Source organism: Mycoavidus sp. HKI (genome assembly GCF_020023735.2).
Taxonomy (GTDB): Bacteria; Pseudomonadota; Gammaproteobacteria; order Burkholderiales; family Burkholderiaceae; genus Mycoavidus.
This window is the reverse complement of record NZ_CP076444.2, coordinates 180,309-196,569: the sequence shown is the minus strand read 5'-3', so window position 1 is coordinate 196,569 and position 16,261 is coordinate 180,309. Positions and strand designations below refer to the sequence as shown.

The following is a 16,261-nucleotide window of genomic DNA, read 5'->3' as shown; positions in this document are numbered from 1 at the left end:
AAATAACTGAAGTTACGCGCAGAGCATACCTAGATTTAACCTCAGCTCGGGATAAGAGCAGAGGTGTAGGATCACTGTAAAGGCAATGTTGGCTTTTTTGGCATAAGGCAGTATTTGATGAAAAAGCACCACCAGTGTCATCAACTCTGCTAAAGAGATATATGTCGCCCCCAAGCGCTTGCGCTTCCCGCTAGCCAGCAACCGCCTGTTGAGTTCCGGTGCGTATTTCAGAGCATCGTGACCGTCTATTTCAGCACCGTGACCGGTCATTATAGATTTATCGTGACCGCTGATCATTTCATGCCGAAGCCCTGCCTTACGCACCTGCATGTGCGGCAACATGGAGGAGGTCTACATGTATGTTGTTGCTCATGGTTTGGCGATCACCTATGAAATAGCGATCTAGCGTCAGCTCGTCGGGCGTCCATTGTCGTAAGCGTGCCAACAATGCAAGAATGCCCCCAATACCATACCCAAAATCGCATGAAATCCGGTCTATCGAAGTGCCGCTTGGATAGGCAAAACCCTCCTCGCGTTGCACCCGGAACATCTCAATGCCCTTGAGCAGCTTCGCCACAGCGGCAATATGCCGTTCCTGAGAGGTGTAATGATAGGCATCGAGGCGGAAACCGGTGATACCGGCCAGCCCCATCACTTTTCCAAATCCGAGTGAATACCTACAGTCGGTGGCGACGTAGATATCCTCAAGCGCGGTATCAAATTCATCGATGCCAGCAAGTTGTTGATAGCGCAACAGCACACTGCCTATGCCTGCTGCCCCGTACATATAGTAGGGCAAGGTAGGAAAGGGTTTATCTGCTGTATATGACCAACCCCGTGTGCCATATCCGTCTTGCTTGTCTTGGCTGTACGAAATGTCATGACGCAGCGCGCGTAATCCAGCCTCAATATAATGCTCACGCTTAGTGAGCAACCCTAAGTAGAGCAATACGAGCGCAATGCCAGATGCACCGTAGCCAAGACCAAGATGCGCTTTGCCATCGGTATAGGGCCAATATAGGCCACGTGTGGCATCCGTGTGTGCGTGAGAAAGTATTTCATCGACCACACTGGTGGAGGCATCTAGAAACTGTTGGTCGTGTGTCTCCAAAAATAGCCGGAGTGCGGAGAATGCCCAGCCTGCTTGACCTTCGAAGAGCCCGTGAGAACGATCAAATAGCGAGTGCGAGCGCGCTTGCAGCAACAGTGTACTGGCCTGCTCTGTATCCTTTAGTTCGATAAGCGCCCATGCAATACCCGCCTGGCCCATCAAGAAACCGGGCGTATAGCGCTCGTTCGTGATGGGGTGTCGGCGAGCCCAATCACGCCATTCTTGATTGATGGGCAAGCCAGCGCGGTGCAGGCTAAAGAGTGTGCCGTACGTGCCACATCCAAGGCTTAAAGGATTTGTTCCAAACGCGCGGTAATCGCAAGGAAATAGACGATCATCACGAGAAATATCGGCATGGGATTCAATGAAGGAGCCCAGTCCGTCAATGGTCGTATCAATATGACTACGCGTTGGCATGGGTGTAGGGCGGGAAGTGGTGACAGCGTGGTCCCAGTTCGTTGACTTGAGCTTGGCATGCATCTCAGATGCAGTTGGGCGGTGCTCTGGGTTCGCAGACAATGCAGCGACTACCGCCTGCGTGATTTCTTCAGGAAATGATGCATCAGCGAAGAGTTCTTCAACTATCTGTCCAATGCGCTCGGGTATGAGACGAAAAAATAAATTCGCCGGAAAGGCGAACGCCAACATCATGGCCGCCAGCGCATAATAATCTCTAGTGAATTCAGCTTTGACCTGTTCGTCCTGATCGAGCGGCGTATAGCCAGGCGTTCTGAGGCCAGTCAACATGTCAATGCCAGGCTGACATGCCGCTTCAAAATCGATAAAGGTAATCCGTTCAAGATCTTCTGAAATCAGAACGTTACCAGCAGAGAGATCACATAACGCAATACCGCGCTGATGGAACTCAGCGACTAGGTGAGAAATGCGAAGAAAAATTTTGCAGAAAGTTTGATGAAAATCGCGAATGTCATTTTCGTCATAACGATTGCGCAACAAAATAGATTGACTTTGCATCAATTTATTTAAATCTTTACCATCGATATACTCTTCGACCAAAAACCAATTTTCCCAATCTTGAAATAGGTCGTAAGCAATAGGCGCATAACCCGTACCATTCATGATTTTTAGAATACGGTATTCTTTTTTAAGCAGGGCAACGGCATCCGACTCGGCCGTTGAGCCGCCAATCCATGCTCTGGCTTCCTTGATCAAGACTTCGCGGTCATGTAGGCAATCCGTCGCAATATAAATGCCGCCAGAATTCTTAAATTGCAAGGCTTTTTTGATCAAATAGCGCCCTTCTTTGAGCGTTCCTGCTTCTCCTTCGTTTTGTGTTTTCTGAGGGAATGGGTCGGCGAGCCATGCTGGCGTCTGATAGACCGGTGCCCGTTCATCAGCCACACGTTCGCCAGATGGTTTGAGTATGTATCCCTTGAGTGCGCCTTGCTCATTGAGCATTTGCGTTTTTTGCATCCCGCCATATCGGTAATGGACTACGGCGCTATCCTTATAACGGCGATCACTCAAAATATACGGTCCAATATAGCCTTTGGTCGCTGTATAGAGCTGCTCAATGATTTCCCGAAATTCGTTGTCATCTTTCGGATAAGCCGTGATAAATTTTCCGCTTGCGCCGCGCCCCCAGTTTTTACTGGTCATATGGGAAAGAATGGTGCGGTCAGCTGCGAACTTAAAGGCCATCTGCATGTCAACCAGCGCTGGTATAGCAGCACTCAAGACGGCGCGCGCATTGTAGAGTGTTGCACTCAGATGAATTTTCCAGCCTTGAGAAGGTATGGTGCTACTAGGGGGGTAACAGTAATTCCAAACACCGCGGTGAACTGATCGCCACCGCTCTGGGAGGTAGGTTTTTGCCAAATTAATATAATGCGATGTATTCGCTTTATATCGATCTGGCGTTTCGTAGAAGGGTGTATCACTCAGTTCGAATACCATGCGTCTTTCGTGTATAACTGGCATACGCCCTATCCTCCGTATTGAATAGAAATTTTGTCAAGCTTTCATGATTGTTTTTAACCGCCCAATGCTTAGTAACAGTGCATATGCAGGCCGGTTTCGGTAGGTAATAGACATTCCCCCTTGTATGATGGCATAGCTCTTATCCACCAAACCGGCCACGCAATTAACTTAGAAAAAACAAAGGAAAGACGGATTTAGTCGCACAATAGAAGACTTATCTCTGAGCCTATGCCAGCAGCTCCTGCTTCTGCCAAAAGTGCGCCGCCACCGATTACAATATTCTCCTCAGTAGCGTTATCCAACAACCCTTGAAGTTCAAGAATGCGTTGCATCATTTTTCCCCTTTCATAAGAATAGAACTACGGAATAGAACTACGGCATTAGTCAGAGATTAACCTCAAAAACATATCCCCCAACCAATTTTGGATTTATAGATCAAGAATTCAATTTTTTCAAGGACTATCTTCAACCAATTCGACTTTGCACTTAGGGGCTAAAAGCCCAAACCGGCGGAATTTATCCAAATTACCGTTGTAGCAATTTTTGTGCGTCTTGGCGTAGCACACCACTGAGTAGTGGAGTATTCGCCGAGCGGTTCGCAGATCGCTTCGGGCAGTCATGACCAGACAAGCGTCTGCGAGACGCGCAGAGCGGATGATGAAGTTCAGGTGAGCCTGGTATACTAAACTGACAGTGCAGGATATGTTAATAGAAGGAGTAAAAGGGTTAAGCGAGAGGAAGCCTCAAACCCCAGAATTCACGCTAGCTTACAAAACCCCCACGACAAAAAATCCAAGATAAAATATTAAGTTGAGTTCAATCACAAAGCTGATACCTTGTATCATTATTTTTTTCGCTCACTTTTTTCCGTGGTCTATTCCAAAACCCTTGCCGATTCGATCGAAGATCTACTGCCGCAAACCCAGTGCACCAAATGCGGCTATGCAGGCTGCCGCCCTTATGCGGAAGCCATTGCACACGGCGCTGCAAATTACAATCAATGTCCGCCAGGTGGCTTAGAAGGCGTGCAACGACTTGCCTCATTATTAGGCAAGCCCGTGATTCCGTTAAATCCAGCCAACGGCGCCGAACGACCTCGCCCGTTGGCCATCATTGATGAAAACCTGTGTATCGGCTGCACGCTCTGCATCCAGGCTTGTCCTGTCGATGCCATTATTGGAGCCCCCAAACAAATGCATACGGTGGTGACTTCGTTATGTACTGGCTGCGACCTATGTGTTGCCCCCTGCCCAGTTGATTGCATTTCAATGCAGCCGATCACGGGAACCGCTACCGGCTGGCGCGCGTGGCCACAGAAAGCCGCCGATGCAGCACGCGCACACCATCATTTACGACAGGCTCGAAAAGCTCGTGAACAGGCCCAGACCGAAACACGAATCAGCGCCCGCCAAGCTGCTGCCCATTTAACCAGTCAACCAGCACAGGCAGGATCTGCGCACAGCGCGGACAATGCCGAAGACTCTGCTGCCAAGAAACGCGCCATCATCCAAGCCGCACTTGAGCGCGCACGCCAAAAAAAGGAAACATTGGCTATCCAAGAAACTCGCCCAAAGAATACCGAGCCTGCTACCCCTGCCCGGCCCCAAGAGGCCTCGAATAACAAGCAAAAAAATCGGTGAAAAATTTATGAATGTGACCAAACGCCGGGCAATATATGAGACGCTGCAAAGTCTGAACCCGCACCCGACGACTGAGCTTGAATATAAAACACCGTTTGAACTATTGATTGCAGTTATGCTCTCTGCGCAGGCAACGGATATTTCCGTCAATAAAGCGACCCGCCATCTGTTTAAGGTTGCCAATACACCACAAACCTTACTGGAACTTGGCGAGGCAGGTGTGATCGACTATATAAAGACCATCGGTCTTTTTCGTACCAAAGCAAAAAACCTCATCACAACTTGTAAAATGCTGCTTGAACATTATTCTGGCACGGTTCCCGCCGATCGGGATGCGCTTGAATCGCTGCCTGGCGTTGGTCGAAAAACTGCAAATGTGGTTTTAAATACGGCTTTTGGCCAGCCAACGATTGCGGTTGATACGCATATTTTTCGGGTGGCAAACCGTACTGGCTTAGCACCAGGCAAAGATGTACGGGTCGTTGAAGCGGCGCTCGAGAAATATACGCCTAAAGAGTTTCGGCACGATGCTCATCATTGGTTGATCTTGCACGGCCGTTATGTCTGCAAAGCCCGTCGTCCCGAATGTTGGCATTGCGTAATTGAACCCCTATGCGAGTTTAAAGCTAAAACCCCCGCACCGGATCTAGGACTTAAGACCCCAACTCGGCAACCTCGAGTAAAGTTAAAGTTAGTCACCAAGAATCGAAATTGATTTCCATAGCAGAATAGAACAGGCCAATGTTTAATCCGAGTCAACAAGAAGTCCGACAATTTTTTTGCGAAACCTGGCGCAAGCAGCAGGCAGGCGCCATCCTCACGCCTCTCGAAAATATCGCAGCAAGCTGGATCAGCGAGCATCCAGAGTATCATGAACTGCTTTCGACTCCTGACGCACAAGAACAAGTGTATCTGCCAGAGCAAGGCCAAACCAATCCATTTTTGCATTTATCGATGCACCTCGCCATCAGCGAACAGGTATCGATCAATCAGCCTCCAGGTATTCGCGCAGCGCATGAGCGGCTTGCCGCCAAATTGGGGACAAGCCATGCAGCTCACCATATGATTATGGAATGCCTCGGTGAAACATTATGGCAAGCACAACGTAACCAGACGCCGCTAGATTCAGCCGCCTATCTTGCATGTATTAAACAGCGAGCCTCATAAAAACGCTTGACCTCCTCTCACGAGTGCACAATACTGGATCTCTCATGCCTGTTCCTCGCTTCTTTGTATCAATGCCGCTTATCGCTGGCGAATCAATCACCTTGCCAAACGATGTCGCTCTGCATATGCGTGTCTTACGCTTAACCGCAGGCGACCCAATTATTTTATTCAATGGCATGGGCGGAGAATTTAACGCCACGGTGTTGACTATCGACAAAAAGCAGCTACTCGCGCAAGTAGTCGCACACGACACCTGCGCTCTGCGTAATACAGAGCCGCCCTATCAGCTAACGCTCGCGCAAGGGATTGCAAGTGGCGACAAAATGGATTGGCTGATTGAAAAAGCGGTTGAATTGGGCGTGCACCGAATCGCGCCCATCACTACATCAAAAAGCGTGGTGCGGCTAGCTGGCGAACGAGCCGTGCGTCGTCATCACCACTGGCAAGCCTTAGTGCGCGCCGCCTGCGAGCAATGCGGCCGCAACCAACTGCCCGTCGTTGATGCGCCGATTGATTTCACCACCTGGCTCAGCACATTGCCCCAAACCGCGCCAGCCAATCATTCGACCCGATTTATGCTATCACCGCGCGCCACGCGCGGCTTTCAGACGCTGCCCGTCACGCCTCCTGCCGAACCCGTGACTCTCCTTATCGGTCCCGAAGGCGGCCTCACTGCAGCGGAAGAACAGGCAGCAACCGCCTATGGTTTTTTTGAACTCTCTCTAGGGCCTCGTATCCTACGGACCGAAACAGCCGGCATTGCTGCATTGGCCGGTTTAGCTATACGCTGGGGCGGCTGATGATAAAGCGAATGAGAAAAAGACCCGAAAATCAACACCGCATTTAGCCCAAAATTCTGTTGCTTCGCGAAATACATCAAGCAGCGTCTCACGCGCTTCTTTGTCAAATTTTTGCGTCGCGGGTAGGCCTTCGAGCACAATCACAAAGCCCGGTTGCGGCCCAGCTTTATAAATTAATTCCGTCAAATTGTCATACAGCGCGTCATAATTTTTACCCTCTTGCCTAGGCAGCAAAAATGAGGTGGTGATCGTACTCAGCACCTCTGCTTTGGTTTGAGCATCCGCACAGAATGCGTACAAAAAATGCTGGCCAAGCTGCCCTGCTTCGCGCGCTAGCTCAAGCACCCGGAATGCGCGAATTGACTGCACAATGTTAGGGCGCACATTCTTAAAAAGGCTCATATTGACCTTATCAGACAGGGGTTCGCTACAAGCGACACCCTTGCTGCTCGACAAAATATATTGAAAGGGGTTAGCGTCGCGCCTGGACAAGCCGCTCACGGCATGCGTGCCGTGCGCCATAAAATTGTCGCTCATACCATTGATTCCATTATGCGCTGAATATCGATTTCATCCTTATGCGGTGAATTGTTGCCAATTCATGCGCATCAAGCACTGAAAAACAGGTGTATCAGATTGCTCTTTTGCGCCGTCGGCATTTCATCGAGCAAGCTTTCACCTTTGATATCCTCTTCTTCCTAAAGGAAAAAAAGTCTTACCTTACGGCGTTCAGACTCTTCGCAAAAACAGATGAAATGTAATTCCAATTACCGTTAAAAGCATAAGAGTAACGTTATTGGCAGCTGGAATCAATATCAACCCATTTCACGGCTAGCCGCGACCACGTCGGCCACGACCAGCGCCGCCATATTAATAATGCGCCGCACCGTAGCCGACTCGGTTAAAATATGAACTGGCTTGGCTGCTCCGAGCAAAATGGGGCCAATCGCAATATTGTTACCCGCTGTGGTTTTGAGCAGGTTGTATGAAATATTGGCGGCGTCGATATTTGGCAGCACCAATAGATTTGCCTCGCCTTTAAAAGTCGAATCTGGCAAAATTTCTCGGCGTAAACGCTCATCGAGCGCGCAATCGCCATGCATCTCACCATCCACATCAAGCCCGGGAGCTCGTTCTCGCAAAATTGCCAATACCTCACGCATTTTCTGAGCAGAAGGCGCATTACTTGAGCCAAAATTAGAGTGCGAAAGCAGAGCAATCTTAGGTTCAATGCCAAAACGGGATACTTCTTCTGCCGCCATGAGGGTAATTTCTGCCAACTCGCTAGGCGTTGGATCAACATTAACGTGTGTATCCACTAAGAAAATTTGCCGGCCGGGCAAAATTAAACCGTTCATTGCCGCATACACTGAACACTCTGGGCGTTTGCCGATGACCTGATCAATGAAATGCAAATGACGATGAGTGGTGCTAATGGTGCCGCAAATCATACCGTCGGCTTCGCCTTTATGCACCAGCATGGCGCCAATTAATGTCGTACGCCGGCGCATTTCAACTTTTGCCAGCTGCTCGGTAATGCCCTTGCGCGCCATCTTTTTATAATAAGTCTGCCAGTAATCGCGGTAACGTTCGTCATATTCCGGATTCACAATCTTGCAATCTTGCCCAGGAACTAAGCGCAACCCATAGCGCGCAATCCGTTGCTCAATGACGGCTGGGCGGCCAACTAAAATAGGATAGGCAATTTTTTCGTCGACAATGATTTGCACCGCACGCAGAATACGTTCTTCTTCGCCCTCACAAAATACAATACGTTTTTTGTCTGCCGCCGTGCTACGAGCAACCGCAAAGATCGGCTTCATAATCGTGCCGCTATGGTATACAAATTGCTGCAAATGCTGCTGATAAGCATCCATATCCTCGATCGGCCGGGTGGCCACGCCTGCGGCCATTGCCGCCCGAGCTACAGCAGGGGCAATTTTTACAATTAAGCGCGGATCGAACGGCTTTGGAATCAGATATTGCGCTCCAAACGATAAGTCTTGAATCCCATAAGCGCTGGTCACGATATCGCTTTGTTCTTGCCGAGCGAGCTCAGCCAGCGCATCGACTGCGGCAATTTCCATTTCACGAGTGATGGTGGTCGCGCCAACGTCAAGCGCCCCTCGAAAAATAAATGGAAAACAGAGAACATTGTTCACTTGATTGGGATAATCCGTACGGCCCGTTGCCAAGATAGCATCAGGGCGTACAGCCAGCGCCAATTCCGGCAAAATTTCTGGGGTAGGATTAGCCAACGCCATAATCAATGGTTGCGGCGCCATGCGCTTGACCATTTCTTGTTGTAGCACGCCCGCTGCCGACAAACCAAGAAAAACATCCGCATCCACAATTACTTCAGCCAACGTGCGCGCTTCGGTAGCTTGCACAAAGCGGGCTTTATCTGGATCCATAAGTTCCGTGCGGCCTTGGTAAACCACGCCAGCGAGATCAGTCACCCAAATATTTTTTAGCGGCAAACCCAGGTCTACCAGCAGGTCTAAACAAGCAAGCGCGGCCGCACCCGCACCAGAAGTGACCAATTTAATCTCGGTGATTTTTTTGTCCACCACTTTAAGGGCGTTGATAATCGCGGCCGAGACCACAATCGCAGTACCGTGTTGATCATCATGAAAAACCGGGATTTTCATCCGCTTACGGCATTCGCGCTCGACAATAAAGCAATCTGGCGCTTTTACATCTTCAAGATTAATACCGCCAAAAGTCGGTTCAAGTGCAACGATGACCTCAACCAATTTTAAGGGGTCTTTTTCATTGATCTCAATATCAAAAACATCAATCCCAGCAAATTTTTTGAACAAAACCGCCTTACCTTCCATCACGGGCTTAGCCGCCAGCGGGCCTATATCGCCTAGCCCCAATACGGCGGTACCATTCGTCACCACCCCAACCAGATTACTGCGCGCTGTAAAGCGCGCAGCATTCAGTGGATTTGCTTGAATTTCTTCACACGCAGCGGCCACTCCTGGCGAATAGGCCAGGGCCAGATCACGCTGGTTAAGCATTTGCTTGGTAGGAGTGACAGCGATTTTTCCAGGGACAGGAAATTCGTGGTAATCAAGCGCGGCGTCGCGCAATTTACTGTTGTATGGAGTCGACATGAAAAAGCCAATTATTGTAATAAAGTACTACGTCAGGATTCTTACCCAGCATTTTAGCGCTATTCTTCATTTTCCTCATGCTAACTGAATTTGATGTCATCGAGCGCTTTTTCACGCGCCCCCGCCAAACACCCTACGCACCCAGCATTATGCTGGGCACGGGGGACGATTGCGCGCTGCTTAACCTCGCCCCTAATCACCATTTAGCGGTATCCACTGATATGCTGGTTGCCGGGCGCCATTTTTTTGCGGATACAGATCCACGCGGACTGGGTCATAAGGCGCTCGCAGTGAATTTGTCTGATCTCGCTGCAATGGGCGCCACGCCACGCGCCTTTACCCTTGCCTTAGCTCTGCCTGAGGCGCGCGCGCAATGGCTCGCGCCATTTAGCGAGGGCTTATTTGCACTCGCAGATCAATACGACTGCGAACTGATTGGCGGCGATACCACTGCCGGCCCACTCAATCTCTGCCTGACTGTATTTGGCGAGGTCAAGCATGGACAAGCGCTCACACGGGCGGCAGCCTGCGTTGGCGATGATATTTGGGTATCAGGGGTGTTAGGCGATGCCCGCCTGGCACTCGGCGCACTGCGCCAGGAATGGACTGTCACGACTCATGATTGGCCTGCGCTGCAACGCGCACTTGAATGGCCACAACCGCGGATTGCATTAGGCCAGGCGTTGACGGGGATTGCCCATGCAGCACTTGACCTATCGGATGGCCTCGCCGGTGATTTAATGCACCTGGTCAAACGCTCTAAGGTTAATGCCATCATCGAAGTTGATCAACTGCCGCGCTCCGCCATCTTAGAAAAGCAGCCGCTTACCATACAACAACGCTGTACGCTAAGTGGTGGCGACGATTATGAGTTATGCTTTACCGCTCCCACCAATAGCCGTGGCGCACTGGCAGCACTGGCAGAAAATCTGGGCCTACCGCTTACTCGTATCGGTACAATAACGGCCTTTGATCCATCCAAGGCACAGATCCTGTGGCACACCACCAATAACACTCCACTGTGCGCACCACTACGTGGATTTGACCATTTTGACACTCATGTATCCTGAGACTGCAACGACCGCTGGCAAGCCGCCTGCTCCGAAACAACCTAAGCAACGGCTAACGGTGTGTTTTTTGTTTTCACATCCAGCCCATATAATGTCGCTTGGCTTAGGCAGCGGACTGTCACCGATTATGCCCGGAACGTTAGGCACATTATTGGGTTGGTTATCCTTCGTTGCGCTTGATCGTTATTTTGCGCCTGAGCACTGGTTAGCACTGATTGTGATTGGCTTTTTAGCGGGTATCCCAGCTTGCGCCTATACCGCCAAGGCACTTGGCGCACAAGACCCAAGCGCGGTGAATTGGGATGAAACCGTTGCCTTCTGGTTGGTACTACTCTTTGTCATGCCCGCCCCCTTTTCGATGCAGTTGGCAGCCTTTTTAATCTTTCGATTTTTCGATATGGTTAAACCACAGCCAATCCGTTATTTTGACCAGCGGGTTAAAGGCGGTCTCGGCATCATGCTAGACGACATAGCAGCGGCGCTTTGTACTTTACTGACGCTTGCACTGTGGACACGGTTCGCCTCTTATTGATCCACTTATCACCGACGATTTTTTCATGGAAACAGACAGTGTCATTCATCAGTTGGCCATTCGGGTTGGCAATCAGCTACGCGCCGGGCGGCTATTCTTAACCAGTGCAGAATCCTGCACGGGCGGACTTGTAGCCGCCGCGATTACAGAGATTTCCGGTAGTAGCCAATGGTTTGAGCGTGGTTTTATCACGTATTCTAACCAATCGAAAACGGCAATGATTGGCGTGCCAACTGAACTTATTGAACGGCACGGCGCAGTGAGCGAACCGGTCGCCCGAGCCATGGCTGAAGGTGCGCTACGCAATAGCCGCGCGCAAATTGCCGTCGCTATCACAGGCCTTGCTGGACCCGGTGGCGCAACTGAACACAAACCCGTTGGCACGGTTTATTTTGCCTGGAGCAACCGTCTGCATACCACCAGCGAAATGCTATTATTCAAAGGTGAGCGCCAACAGATTCGCCGGTCAGCGGCAACGCATGCATTACGTGGCATTTTGAGGCTGCTAGACGAGCAAGAAGTCTAAAAAACAAAATTGGAAGTTGACGTTTTCGTGCGCGATCGGCATAATCTGCATTCTTTGGCGAATTAGCTCAGTCGGTTAGAGCGACGGAATCATAATCCGCAGGTCCGGGGTTCGAATCCCTGATTCGCCACCATTTAATTATGGCTTTGCACGCAGTCATTCCAAAGCTTTCTTTTGCCAGCTCCCCATGGAGCAATTAACGGTGCAATACGCGGCACAGACTCCCAAAAGTCGCGATTATAATAACGCAACGAAAGAATCGGTTGCGAAAATGACCTAAAATCAGCAGTGTCAGTAAAAACGGGATAAAGCAAGACTTGCTCATTGCTGATGGTCTGAAATTCAAGCGTGATAAGTCAAGTCATTTGGCGTAAACAAAGACCCCTAGATCTGATGAATCGCATACAACAACTCAGCTACGAGAAAGATTTCTACCTTGCCTTCATGCGAGCCAAAGGCGACGAGTTTCAGCGTTTATTCGAAAAATTGATGCAAAAAGCTCATCAGAATGATTTCATGGCCTGTTGTCCGTGGGGCAATCTTGGCGACCGAAAAAACGATGGGTACCTTTCATCAACACGTACCTTGTTCCAGTGCTATGCTCCAAACGAATTAGCGGCAAAGAAGACTATCAAGAAGATCCATGAGGGCTTTCAAGGGGCGTTAAAATACTGGGAAGAATATTTCGATGAGTGGACATTCGTCCACAACGCCCCAGATGGCCGTTTAGGACCGGACCTCATTAAAAGCGCTTCTCGAACTTCGCCAACAAAATCCGAGGCTTAAAATCAGCCTTTACGGATACGAAGAAATGCTCACGAAGTTCCGTCAGTTAAATCCTCAGGATTTGGAGTCCTGGTTTGGCCCTTCACTCACTATGGAAGCGAATGTCAATCTTTCATACAGTGATTTGAAACTTGTGCTCGATCACATTAGCATCGGGGCGGAACCCAAGACGAGTGAGGTAAAAGATGTATCGCGCGGGAAAATCGAGGCCAATCTTTTATCGCCAGTTGTCGCCGATTTTCTAAAAATCGGCATGCGAAAATCATCACTCGTTAGAGAATTCTTTGAAGCTTGGAGAGATCCGACCTATGGTGAACAAATTGCATCAGCATTTAAAGCTGAATATCTAACTTTAAGAGAGAGTACACCCCCTCTTCTTCCTGATCTGATTTTTGGTCAGCTTGAAGCATGGGCAGGAGGTACGGCAAATACAAGCCCACAACACAAGGCCGCCGTACTGGCTGTCATGGCCTATTTGTTTGAAGAGTGTGAGATCTTTGAGGATGCTCAGGCAACTTTGAGGGTACCCAAACAAGGACATCAGTATGATCTTGCCATCTAAGCACCTTTCACAGGATCGCGCATTGTTAAGCTCAAAAATGGGCTGGTAACACGGAGAATCTCTTGATCCATAGTATCTTTAGCACGCTGCCAACATTCAAGAAGCTTTGCGATCTAAGGCCAGGGCTCAATGTCTTGCTGGCCGAAAAAACCAAAGGCGCAAGCAGCAAACAAACTCGCAATCGTGCCGGCAAAACGAGTTTCGTCGAGATTGTGAATTTTCTGATGGGCGCAAACGCCGAAAAAACCTCGATTTTCAAAACTCCAGAGCTTATTGATCATACCTTTGGCATAGACTTCGATGTGCAGAGTGTCCGCACTGTTGTCGAACGTAGTGTCGGGACTACCAAATCCGAGATCTGCGTGATAAGCCCACCAACTGCCAACGCTAAATACTCCGTGACAGATTGGAACAGCGTACTCGGTGAAAGTATGTTCGGCCTAAGCAGCTTAGAAACTGCGGGCAGCTCCCCTCCTACATTCCGTTCGCTTTTTACGTATTTCGCCCGCCGGCAATCAAGCGAAGCCTTCACAACCCCCGAAAAGCAAGCAGGCAAACAAAAAACCGGTGATATGCAGATGGCACTGATGTTTTTACTCGGATTGGACTGGCAGATAGCACGCGATTGGCAAATTGTCCGCGATCAAGAAAAGATGCTAGAAGTGTTAAAAAAAGTGGCTGAGAATGGAGCATTTGGCTCAATCGTCGGCAAAGCAGCCGACCTACGCACACAGGTAACTCTGCAAGAAGCCCACCTCAGCAAACTCTCTGCACAAATCGAAAGTTTCCGAGTCCTGCCAGAGTACCGAGAGCTAGAAGTCGAAAGTGCTTAGCTAACTCGTCAACTTAATGAACTCGCCAACGACAACACTATTGATTTCGCGGCTATCAGTGACCTGGAAAACGCTCTCAAATTAGAAGTTCCTCCTGAACTCGAGGATCTGCAAACTATTTACCGAGAGGCGGGTATCACGCTACCGGGAATGGTGATGCAACGCTACGAAGATGTTAAAAGCTTCCACGAATCGGTCGTGCGAAATCGCAAGGATTATTTGTCCAGCGAACTTGAAGCGGCAAACCAGCGCATTAGAGTTCGTGATAGGGAGAAGGCTCAGTTGGATCAGCGGCGCGCCGAAGTCATGAGTATCCTCAAAAGCCATGGCGCACTTGACCAATTCCTTAAACTACAGGCGGAGTTTGGACGACTTGAGTCGGAAGCAAAATCCTTACGGCAACACTTAGCAACGGTGGAACAAATAGAGAGCACAAAAAACGAGCTAAAAATTGAGCGTAGCATGCTCATGCTTCGGCTACAACGTGACTTCACTGAACGAAAAGAGCAGTTGTCTGAAGCAATCATTGCCTTTGAGGGAACATCACAGCGACTCTACGAGGCGGCTGGCAGCATGACTATCGACGCAACTCTGAACGGGCCCTCATTCAAATTTCAGATGCAAGGCCAACGCAGCAAAGGCATCAAAAACATGCAAATTTTCTGCTTCGACATGATGCTTATGCGCTTATGCGCGAAGCGCCAGATAGGTCCGAATTTTCTGATACATGATAGCCACCTATTTGATGGTGTTGATGGCCGACAAGTCATTAGTGCACTACGCCTAGGCGCAGAAATTTCCGCAGAGCTCGGTTTCCAATATATTGTAACGATGAACGAGGACGATGCGTTCAAAGAAAAAATTGACGGCTTCGATCTCAGTGACTACGTGTTGCCTACCCGTCTAACCGATGCAACCGAGGATGGCGGGTTATTTGGTATTAGATTTGGCTAATATTCAGATGCCGAACATTCGAGAGTGACTCAAGTTGACATGGTGAGGCGTCGGTAGACGGCTTCGGTCTCTTGTACAAACAATGTTTTCTCAAAATGCACCTCACTTTTGCGCCGGGCGGACTCTCCCATCGCTCGCAAGGTCTCAGGCTTGCCTGTAATCTCCCTAAGCAAACTCGAGATCGCATCGGGATCGCGCTGCGGGACAATCCAGCCATCTTCGCCATCAGAGACATTCTCTGATAAGCCCCCGCAATTTGCCACAATAACGGGCTTCCCCATCGCCATCATTTCGCGACAAGCAAAAGAAATCGCCTCTGCATAGGAGAGCACAAAACCAATATCGAAAGCCGCGATGCATGGCCGTACATCCAATAAATTCTCAGCGAAGGTAACATGCTCGGACATGCCGAGTTGAGCAACTTGTTGCCGCTGCGAAGAACTCGGACTTTCACCCGCAATCAAGATATGCATCGTTTCGCGCACCAGGACAGGCAAGCTCGCGATTGCCGTCACCATATCGATCCACCCCTTGTAGTCGGCAGTACCTGCAACACTCCCAACAATGAATTTACCCGCATGTTCAGGGCCGACCATACGCAAACGTGCATGCTGCGAGGCTTCGTCGTTAAAAGGGTGAAAATGCTCTACATCTACACCATTTGGGATCACCGACACCTCGCGCTTAGCATAAGGCGTACCGTCAAGCAGACGGCTGGTGTGACGTGATACCGCAATCACGTGATCGGTTGCATATTTCACTCGAAGCTGACTGCCGAAATGCTTTCCGACTGGTAGCGAGTTATGTTTTGTATAAACTACCCGCGGCCTTTTCCCATGCAAGCCGAAGATAGCGTACATGACCAAACGATGGTCCGGTGAACCGTTAACGTGCACAATGTCGAAACGTTCTTTTTCGAACATCGTGCGCAACCGTTTGCGCGTACTGAATATGTCCCGCCATTCCCTCGGCTTACTCGGAAAAGGCATAGCAACAACGTTAATGTTAGGGATGGCTTGGCAAAGCAGGTACAGCTTGCTTGTGGGTGGAACCGCAACCCATATTTCGTGATGCGCTCGTAGCGACTCGGCCAGAATGGCTATATAGGTTGTATGGCCGCCACCATAGCTCACGTGGAAGTTTGTGTATAGAATTTTCATTGATGAGTCTCGAATTTCTTTGAAATATCTGTTTCATTATCCAGATTATTTCCTATT

At 49.6% G+C, this 16,261-nt stretch carries 14 protein-coding genes, 1 tRNA gene and 2 pseudogenes; 11 read left to right on the top strand and 6 right to left on the bottom strand.

The features are described from left to right. Nucleotides 1–12: 12 nt before the first annotated feature. The 3 genes from KMZ15_RS00645 to KMZ15_RS00635 form a co-directional block, all read right to left on the bottom strand. Nucleotides 13–330 carry a hypothetical protein gene (locus tag KMZ15_RS00645; protein WP_223693101.1) on the bottom strand — a complete coding sequence of 106 codons (318 nt, stop codon included), beginning with the start codon at nt 328–330 and terminating at the stop codon, nt 13–15. Then, nucleotides 317–3,052 carry a class III lanthionine synthetase LanKC gene (gene lanKC / locus KMZ15_RS00640; RefSeq protein WP_223693099.1) on the bottom strand — a complete coding sequence of 912 codons (2,736 nt, stop codon included), beginning with the start codon at nt 3,050–3,052 and terminating at the stop codon, nt 317–319. The genes KMZ15_RS00645 and lanKC overlap by 14 nt, the downstream gene beginning before the upstream one ends. 194 nt (nt 3,053–3,246) lie before the next feature. Next, nucleotides 3,247–3,387, bottom strand: a complete 141-nt coding sequence (locus KMZ15_RS00635) for a hypothetical protein (protein ID WP_258134751.1) — start codon at nt 3,385–3,387, stop codon at nt 3,247–3,249. A gap of 534 nt (nt 3,388–3,921) precedes the next feature. Between KMZ15_RS00635 and rsxB the strand changes: the two genes are divergently transcribed. The 4 genes and pseudogenes from rsxB to KMZ15_RS00615 all read left to right on the top strand — a co-directional run bounded on the left by rsxB (nt 3,922) and on the right by KMZ15_RS00615 (nt 6,659). After that, a complete protein-coding gene (gene rsxB / locus KMZ15_RS00630) occupies nt 3,922–4,692 on the top strand; it encodes an electron transport complex subunit RsxB (RefSeq protein WP_223693094.1) in 771 nt (256 codons plus the stop codon). 7 nt (nt 4,693–4,699) lie between these two features. Next, nucleotides 4,700–5,338 (top strand): annotated as a pseudogene (nth, locus tag KMZ15_RS00625) (endonuclease III); the annotation flags it as partial. Between the two features lie 95 nt (nt 5,339–5,433). After that, a complete protein-coding gene (locus tag KMZ15_RS00620) occupies nt 5,434–5,859 on the top strand; it encodes a DUF1841 family protein (RefSeq protein ID WP_223693091.1) in 426 nt (141 codons plus the stop codon). Nucleotides 5,860–5,903: 44 nt separating this feature from the next. After that, on the top strand, nt 5,904–6,659 hold the full coding sequence (locus KMZ15_RS00615) for a 16S rRNA (uracil(1498)-N(3))-methyltransferase (RefSeq protein ID WP_223693087.1): 756 nt from the start codon (nt 5,904–5,906) through the stop codon (nt 6,657–6,659). Here KMZ15_RS00615 and KMZ15_RS00610 read toward each other — a convergent pair. Further along, nucleotides 6,636–7,196, bottom strand: a complete 561-nt coding sequence (locus KMZ15_RS00610) for a barstar family protein (RefSeq protein WP_223693085.1) — start codon at nt 7,194–7,196, stop codon at nt 6,636–6,638. The genes KMZ15_RS00615 and KMZ15_RS00610 overlap by 24 nt on opposite strands. A gap of 278 nt (nt 7,197–7,474) precedes the next feature. Next, nucleotides 7,475–9,781 carry an NADP-dependent malic enzyme gene (locus tag KMZ15_RS00605; RefSeq protein ID WP_223693083.1) on the bottom strand — a complete coding sequence of 769 codons (2,307 nt, stop codon included), beginning with the start codon at nt 9,779–9,781 and terminating at the stop codon, nt 7,475–7,477. A gap of 77 nt (nt 9,782–9,858) precedes the next feature. Here KMZ15_RS00605 and thiL point away from each other — a divergent pair, with 77 nt between their 5' ends. From thiL to KMZ15_RS00570, 7 genes and pseudogenes are all read left to right on the top strand, one after another. Continuing rightward, nucleotides 9,859–10,851 (top strand): thiamine-phosphate kinase, encoded by a 993-nt coding sequence (gene thiL, locus KMZ15_RS00600; protein ID WP_223693080.1) that lies wholly within the window; start codon nt 9,859–9,861, stop codon nt 10,849–10,851. Continuing rightward, the gene (locus tag KMZ15_RS00595) at nt 10,841–11,383 is read left to right on the top strand and encodes a phosphatidylglycerophosphatase A (RefSeq protein WP_223693077.1); all 543 of its coding nucleotides are present in this window, start codon (nt 10,841–10,843) and stop codon (nt 11,381–11,383) included. The genes thiL and KMZ15_RS00595 overlap by 11 nt, the downstream gene beginning before the upstream one ends. 25 nt (nt 11,384–11,408) lie before the next feature. Next, nucleotides 11,409–11,909, top strand: coding sequence for a CinA family protein (locus tag KMZ15_RS00590; RefSeq protein WP_223693075.1), 501 nt, complete (start codon nt 11,409–11,411; stop codon nt 11,907–11,909). 56 nt (nt 11,910–11,965) lie between these two features. Next, nucleotides 11,966–12,042: transfer RNA gene (locus tag KMZ15_RS00585), tRNA-Met, on the top strand. Nucleotides 12,043–12,302: 260 nt separating this feature from the next. Next, nucleotides 12,303–12,695 carry a hypothetical protein gene (locus KMZ15_RS00580; protein WP_223693072.1) on the top strand — a complete coding sequence of 131 codons (393 nt, stop codon included), beginning with the start codon at nt 12,303–12,305 and terminating at the stop codon, nt 12,693–12,695. Nucleotides 12,696–12,720: 25 nt separating this feature from the next. After that, entirely contained in the window at nt 12,721–13,257 is a 537-nt protein-coding gene (locus KMZ15_RS00575) for an ABC-three component system protein (RefSeq protein WP_223693070.1), read from the top strand. Between the two features lie 62 nt (nt 13,258–13,319). Beyond that, nucleotides 13,320–15,044: pseudogene (locus KMZ15_RS00570) on the top strand (ABC-three component system protein). A 29-nt stretch (nt 15,045–15,073) separates the two neighbouring features. On the opposite strand, the gene KMZ15_RS00565 reads toward KMZ15_RS00570, so the two are convergent. Continuing rightward, entirely contained in the window at nt 15,074–16,204 is a 1,131-nt protein-coding gene (locus KMZ15_RS00565; RefSeq protein WP_223693068.1) for a glycosyltransferase, read from the bottom strand. Between the last annotated feature and the right edge of the window lie 57 nt (nt 16,205–16,261).

Excerpts from the sequence above, each read along its gene's own strand:
- thiL (WP_223693080.1), top strand. The coding sequence starts at position 9,859 with ATGCTAACTGAATTTGATGTCATCGAGCGCTTTTTCACGCGCCCCCGC.
- KMZ15_RS00620 (WP_223693091.1), top strand. The coding sequence starts at position 5,434 with ATGTTTAATCCGAGTCAACAAGAAGTCCGACAATTTTTTTGCGAAACC.
- KMZ15_RS00610 (WP_223693085.1), bottom strand. The coding sequence starts at position 7,196 with ATGAGCGACAATTTTATGGCGCACGGCACGCATGCCGTGAGCGGCTTG.
- KMZ15_RS00605 (WP_223693083.1), bottom strand. The coding sequence starts at position 9,781 with ATGTCGACTCCATACAACAGTAAATTGCGCGACGCCGCGCTTGATTAC.
- KMZ15_RS00590 (WP_223693075.1), top strand. The coding sequence starts at position 11,409 with ATGGAAACAGACAGTGTCATTCATCAGTTGGCCATTCGGGTTGGCAAT.
- KMZ15_RS00580 (WP_223693072.1), top strand. The coding sequence starts at position 12,303 with ATGAATCGCATACAACAACTCAGCTACGAGAAAGATTTCTACCTTGCC.
- KMZ15_RS00575 (WP_223693070.1), top strand. The coding sequence starts at position 12,721 with ATGCTCACGAAGTTCCGTCAGTTAAATCCTCAGGATTTGGAGTCCTGG.
- KMZ15_RS00615 (WP_223693087.1), top strand. The coding sequence starts at position 5,904 with ATGCCTGTTCCTCGCTTCTTTGTATCAATGCCGCTTATCGCTGGCGAA.
- KMZ15_RS00565 (WP_223693068.1), bottom strand. The coding sequence starts at position 16,204 with ATGAAAATTCTATACACAAACTTCCACGTGAGCTATGGTGGCGGCCAT.
- KMZ15_RS00635 (WP_258134751.1), bottom strand. The coding sequence starts at position 3,387 with ATGATGCAACGCATTCTTGAACTTCAAGGGTTGTTGGATAACGCTACT.
- lanKC (WP_223693099.1), bottom strand. The coding sequence starts at position 3,052 with ATGCCAGTTATACACGAAAGACGCATGGTATTCGAACTGAGTGATACA.
- KMZ15_RS00645 (WP_223693101.1), bottom strand. The coding sequence starts at position 330 with ATGCAGGTGCGTAAGGCAGGGCTTCGGCATGAAATGATCAGCGGTCAC.
- KMZ15_RS00595 (WP_223693077.1), top strand. The coding sequence starts at position 10,841 with ATGTATCCTGAGACTGCAACGACCGCTGGCAAGCCGCCTGCTCCGAAA.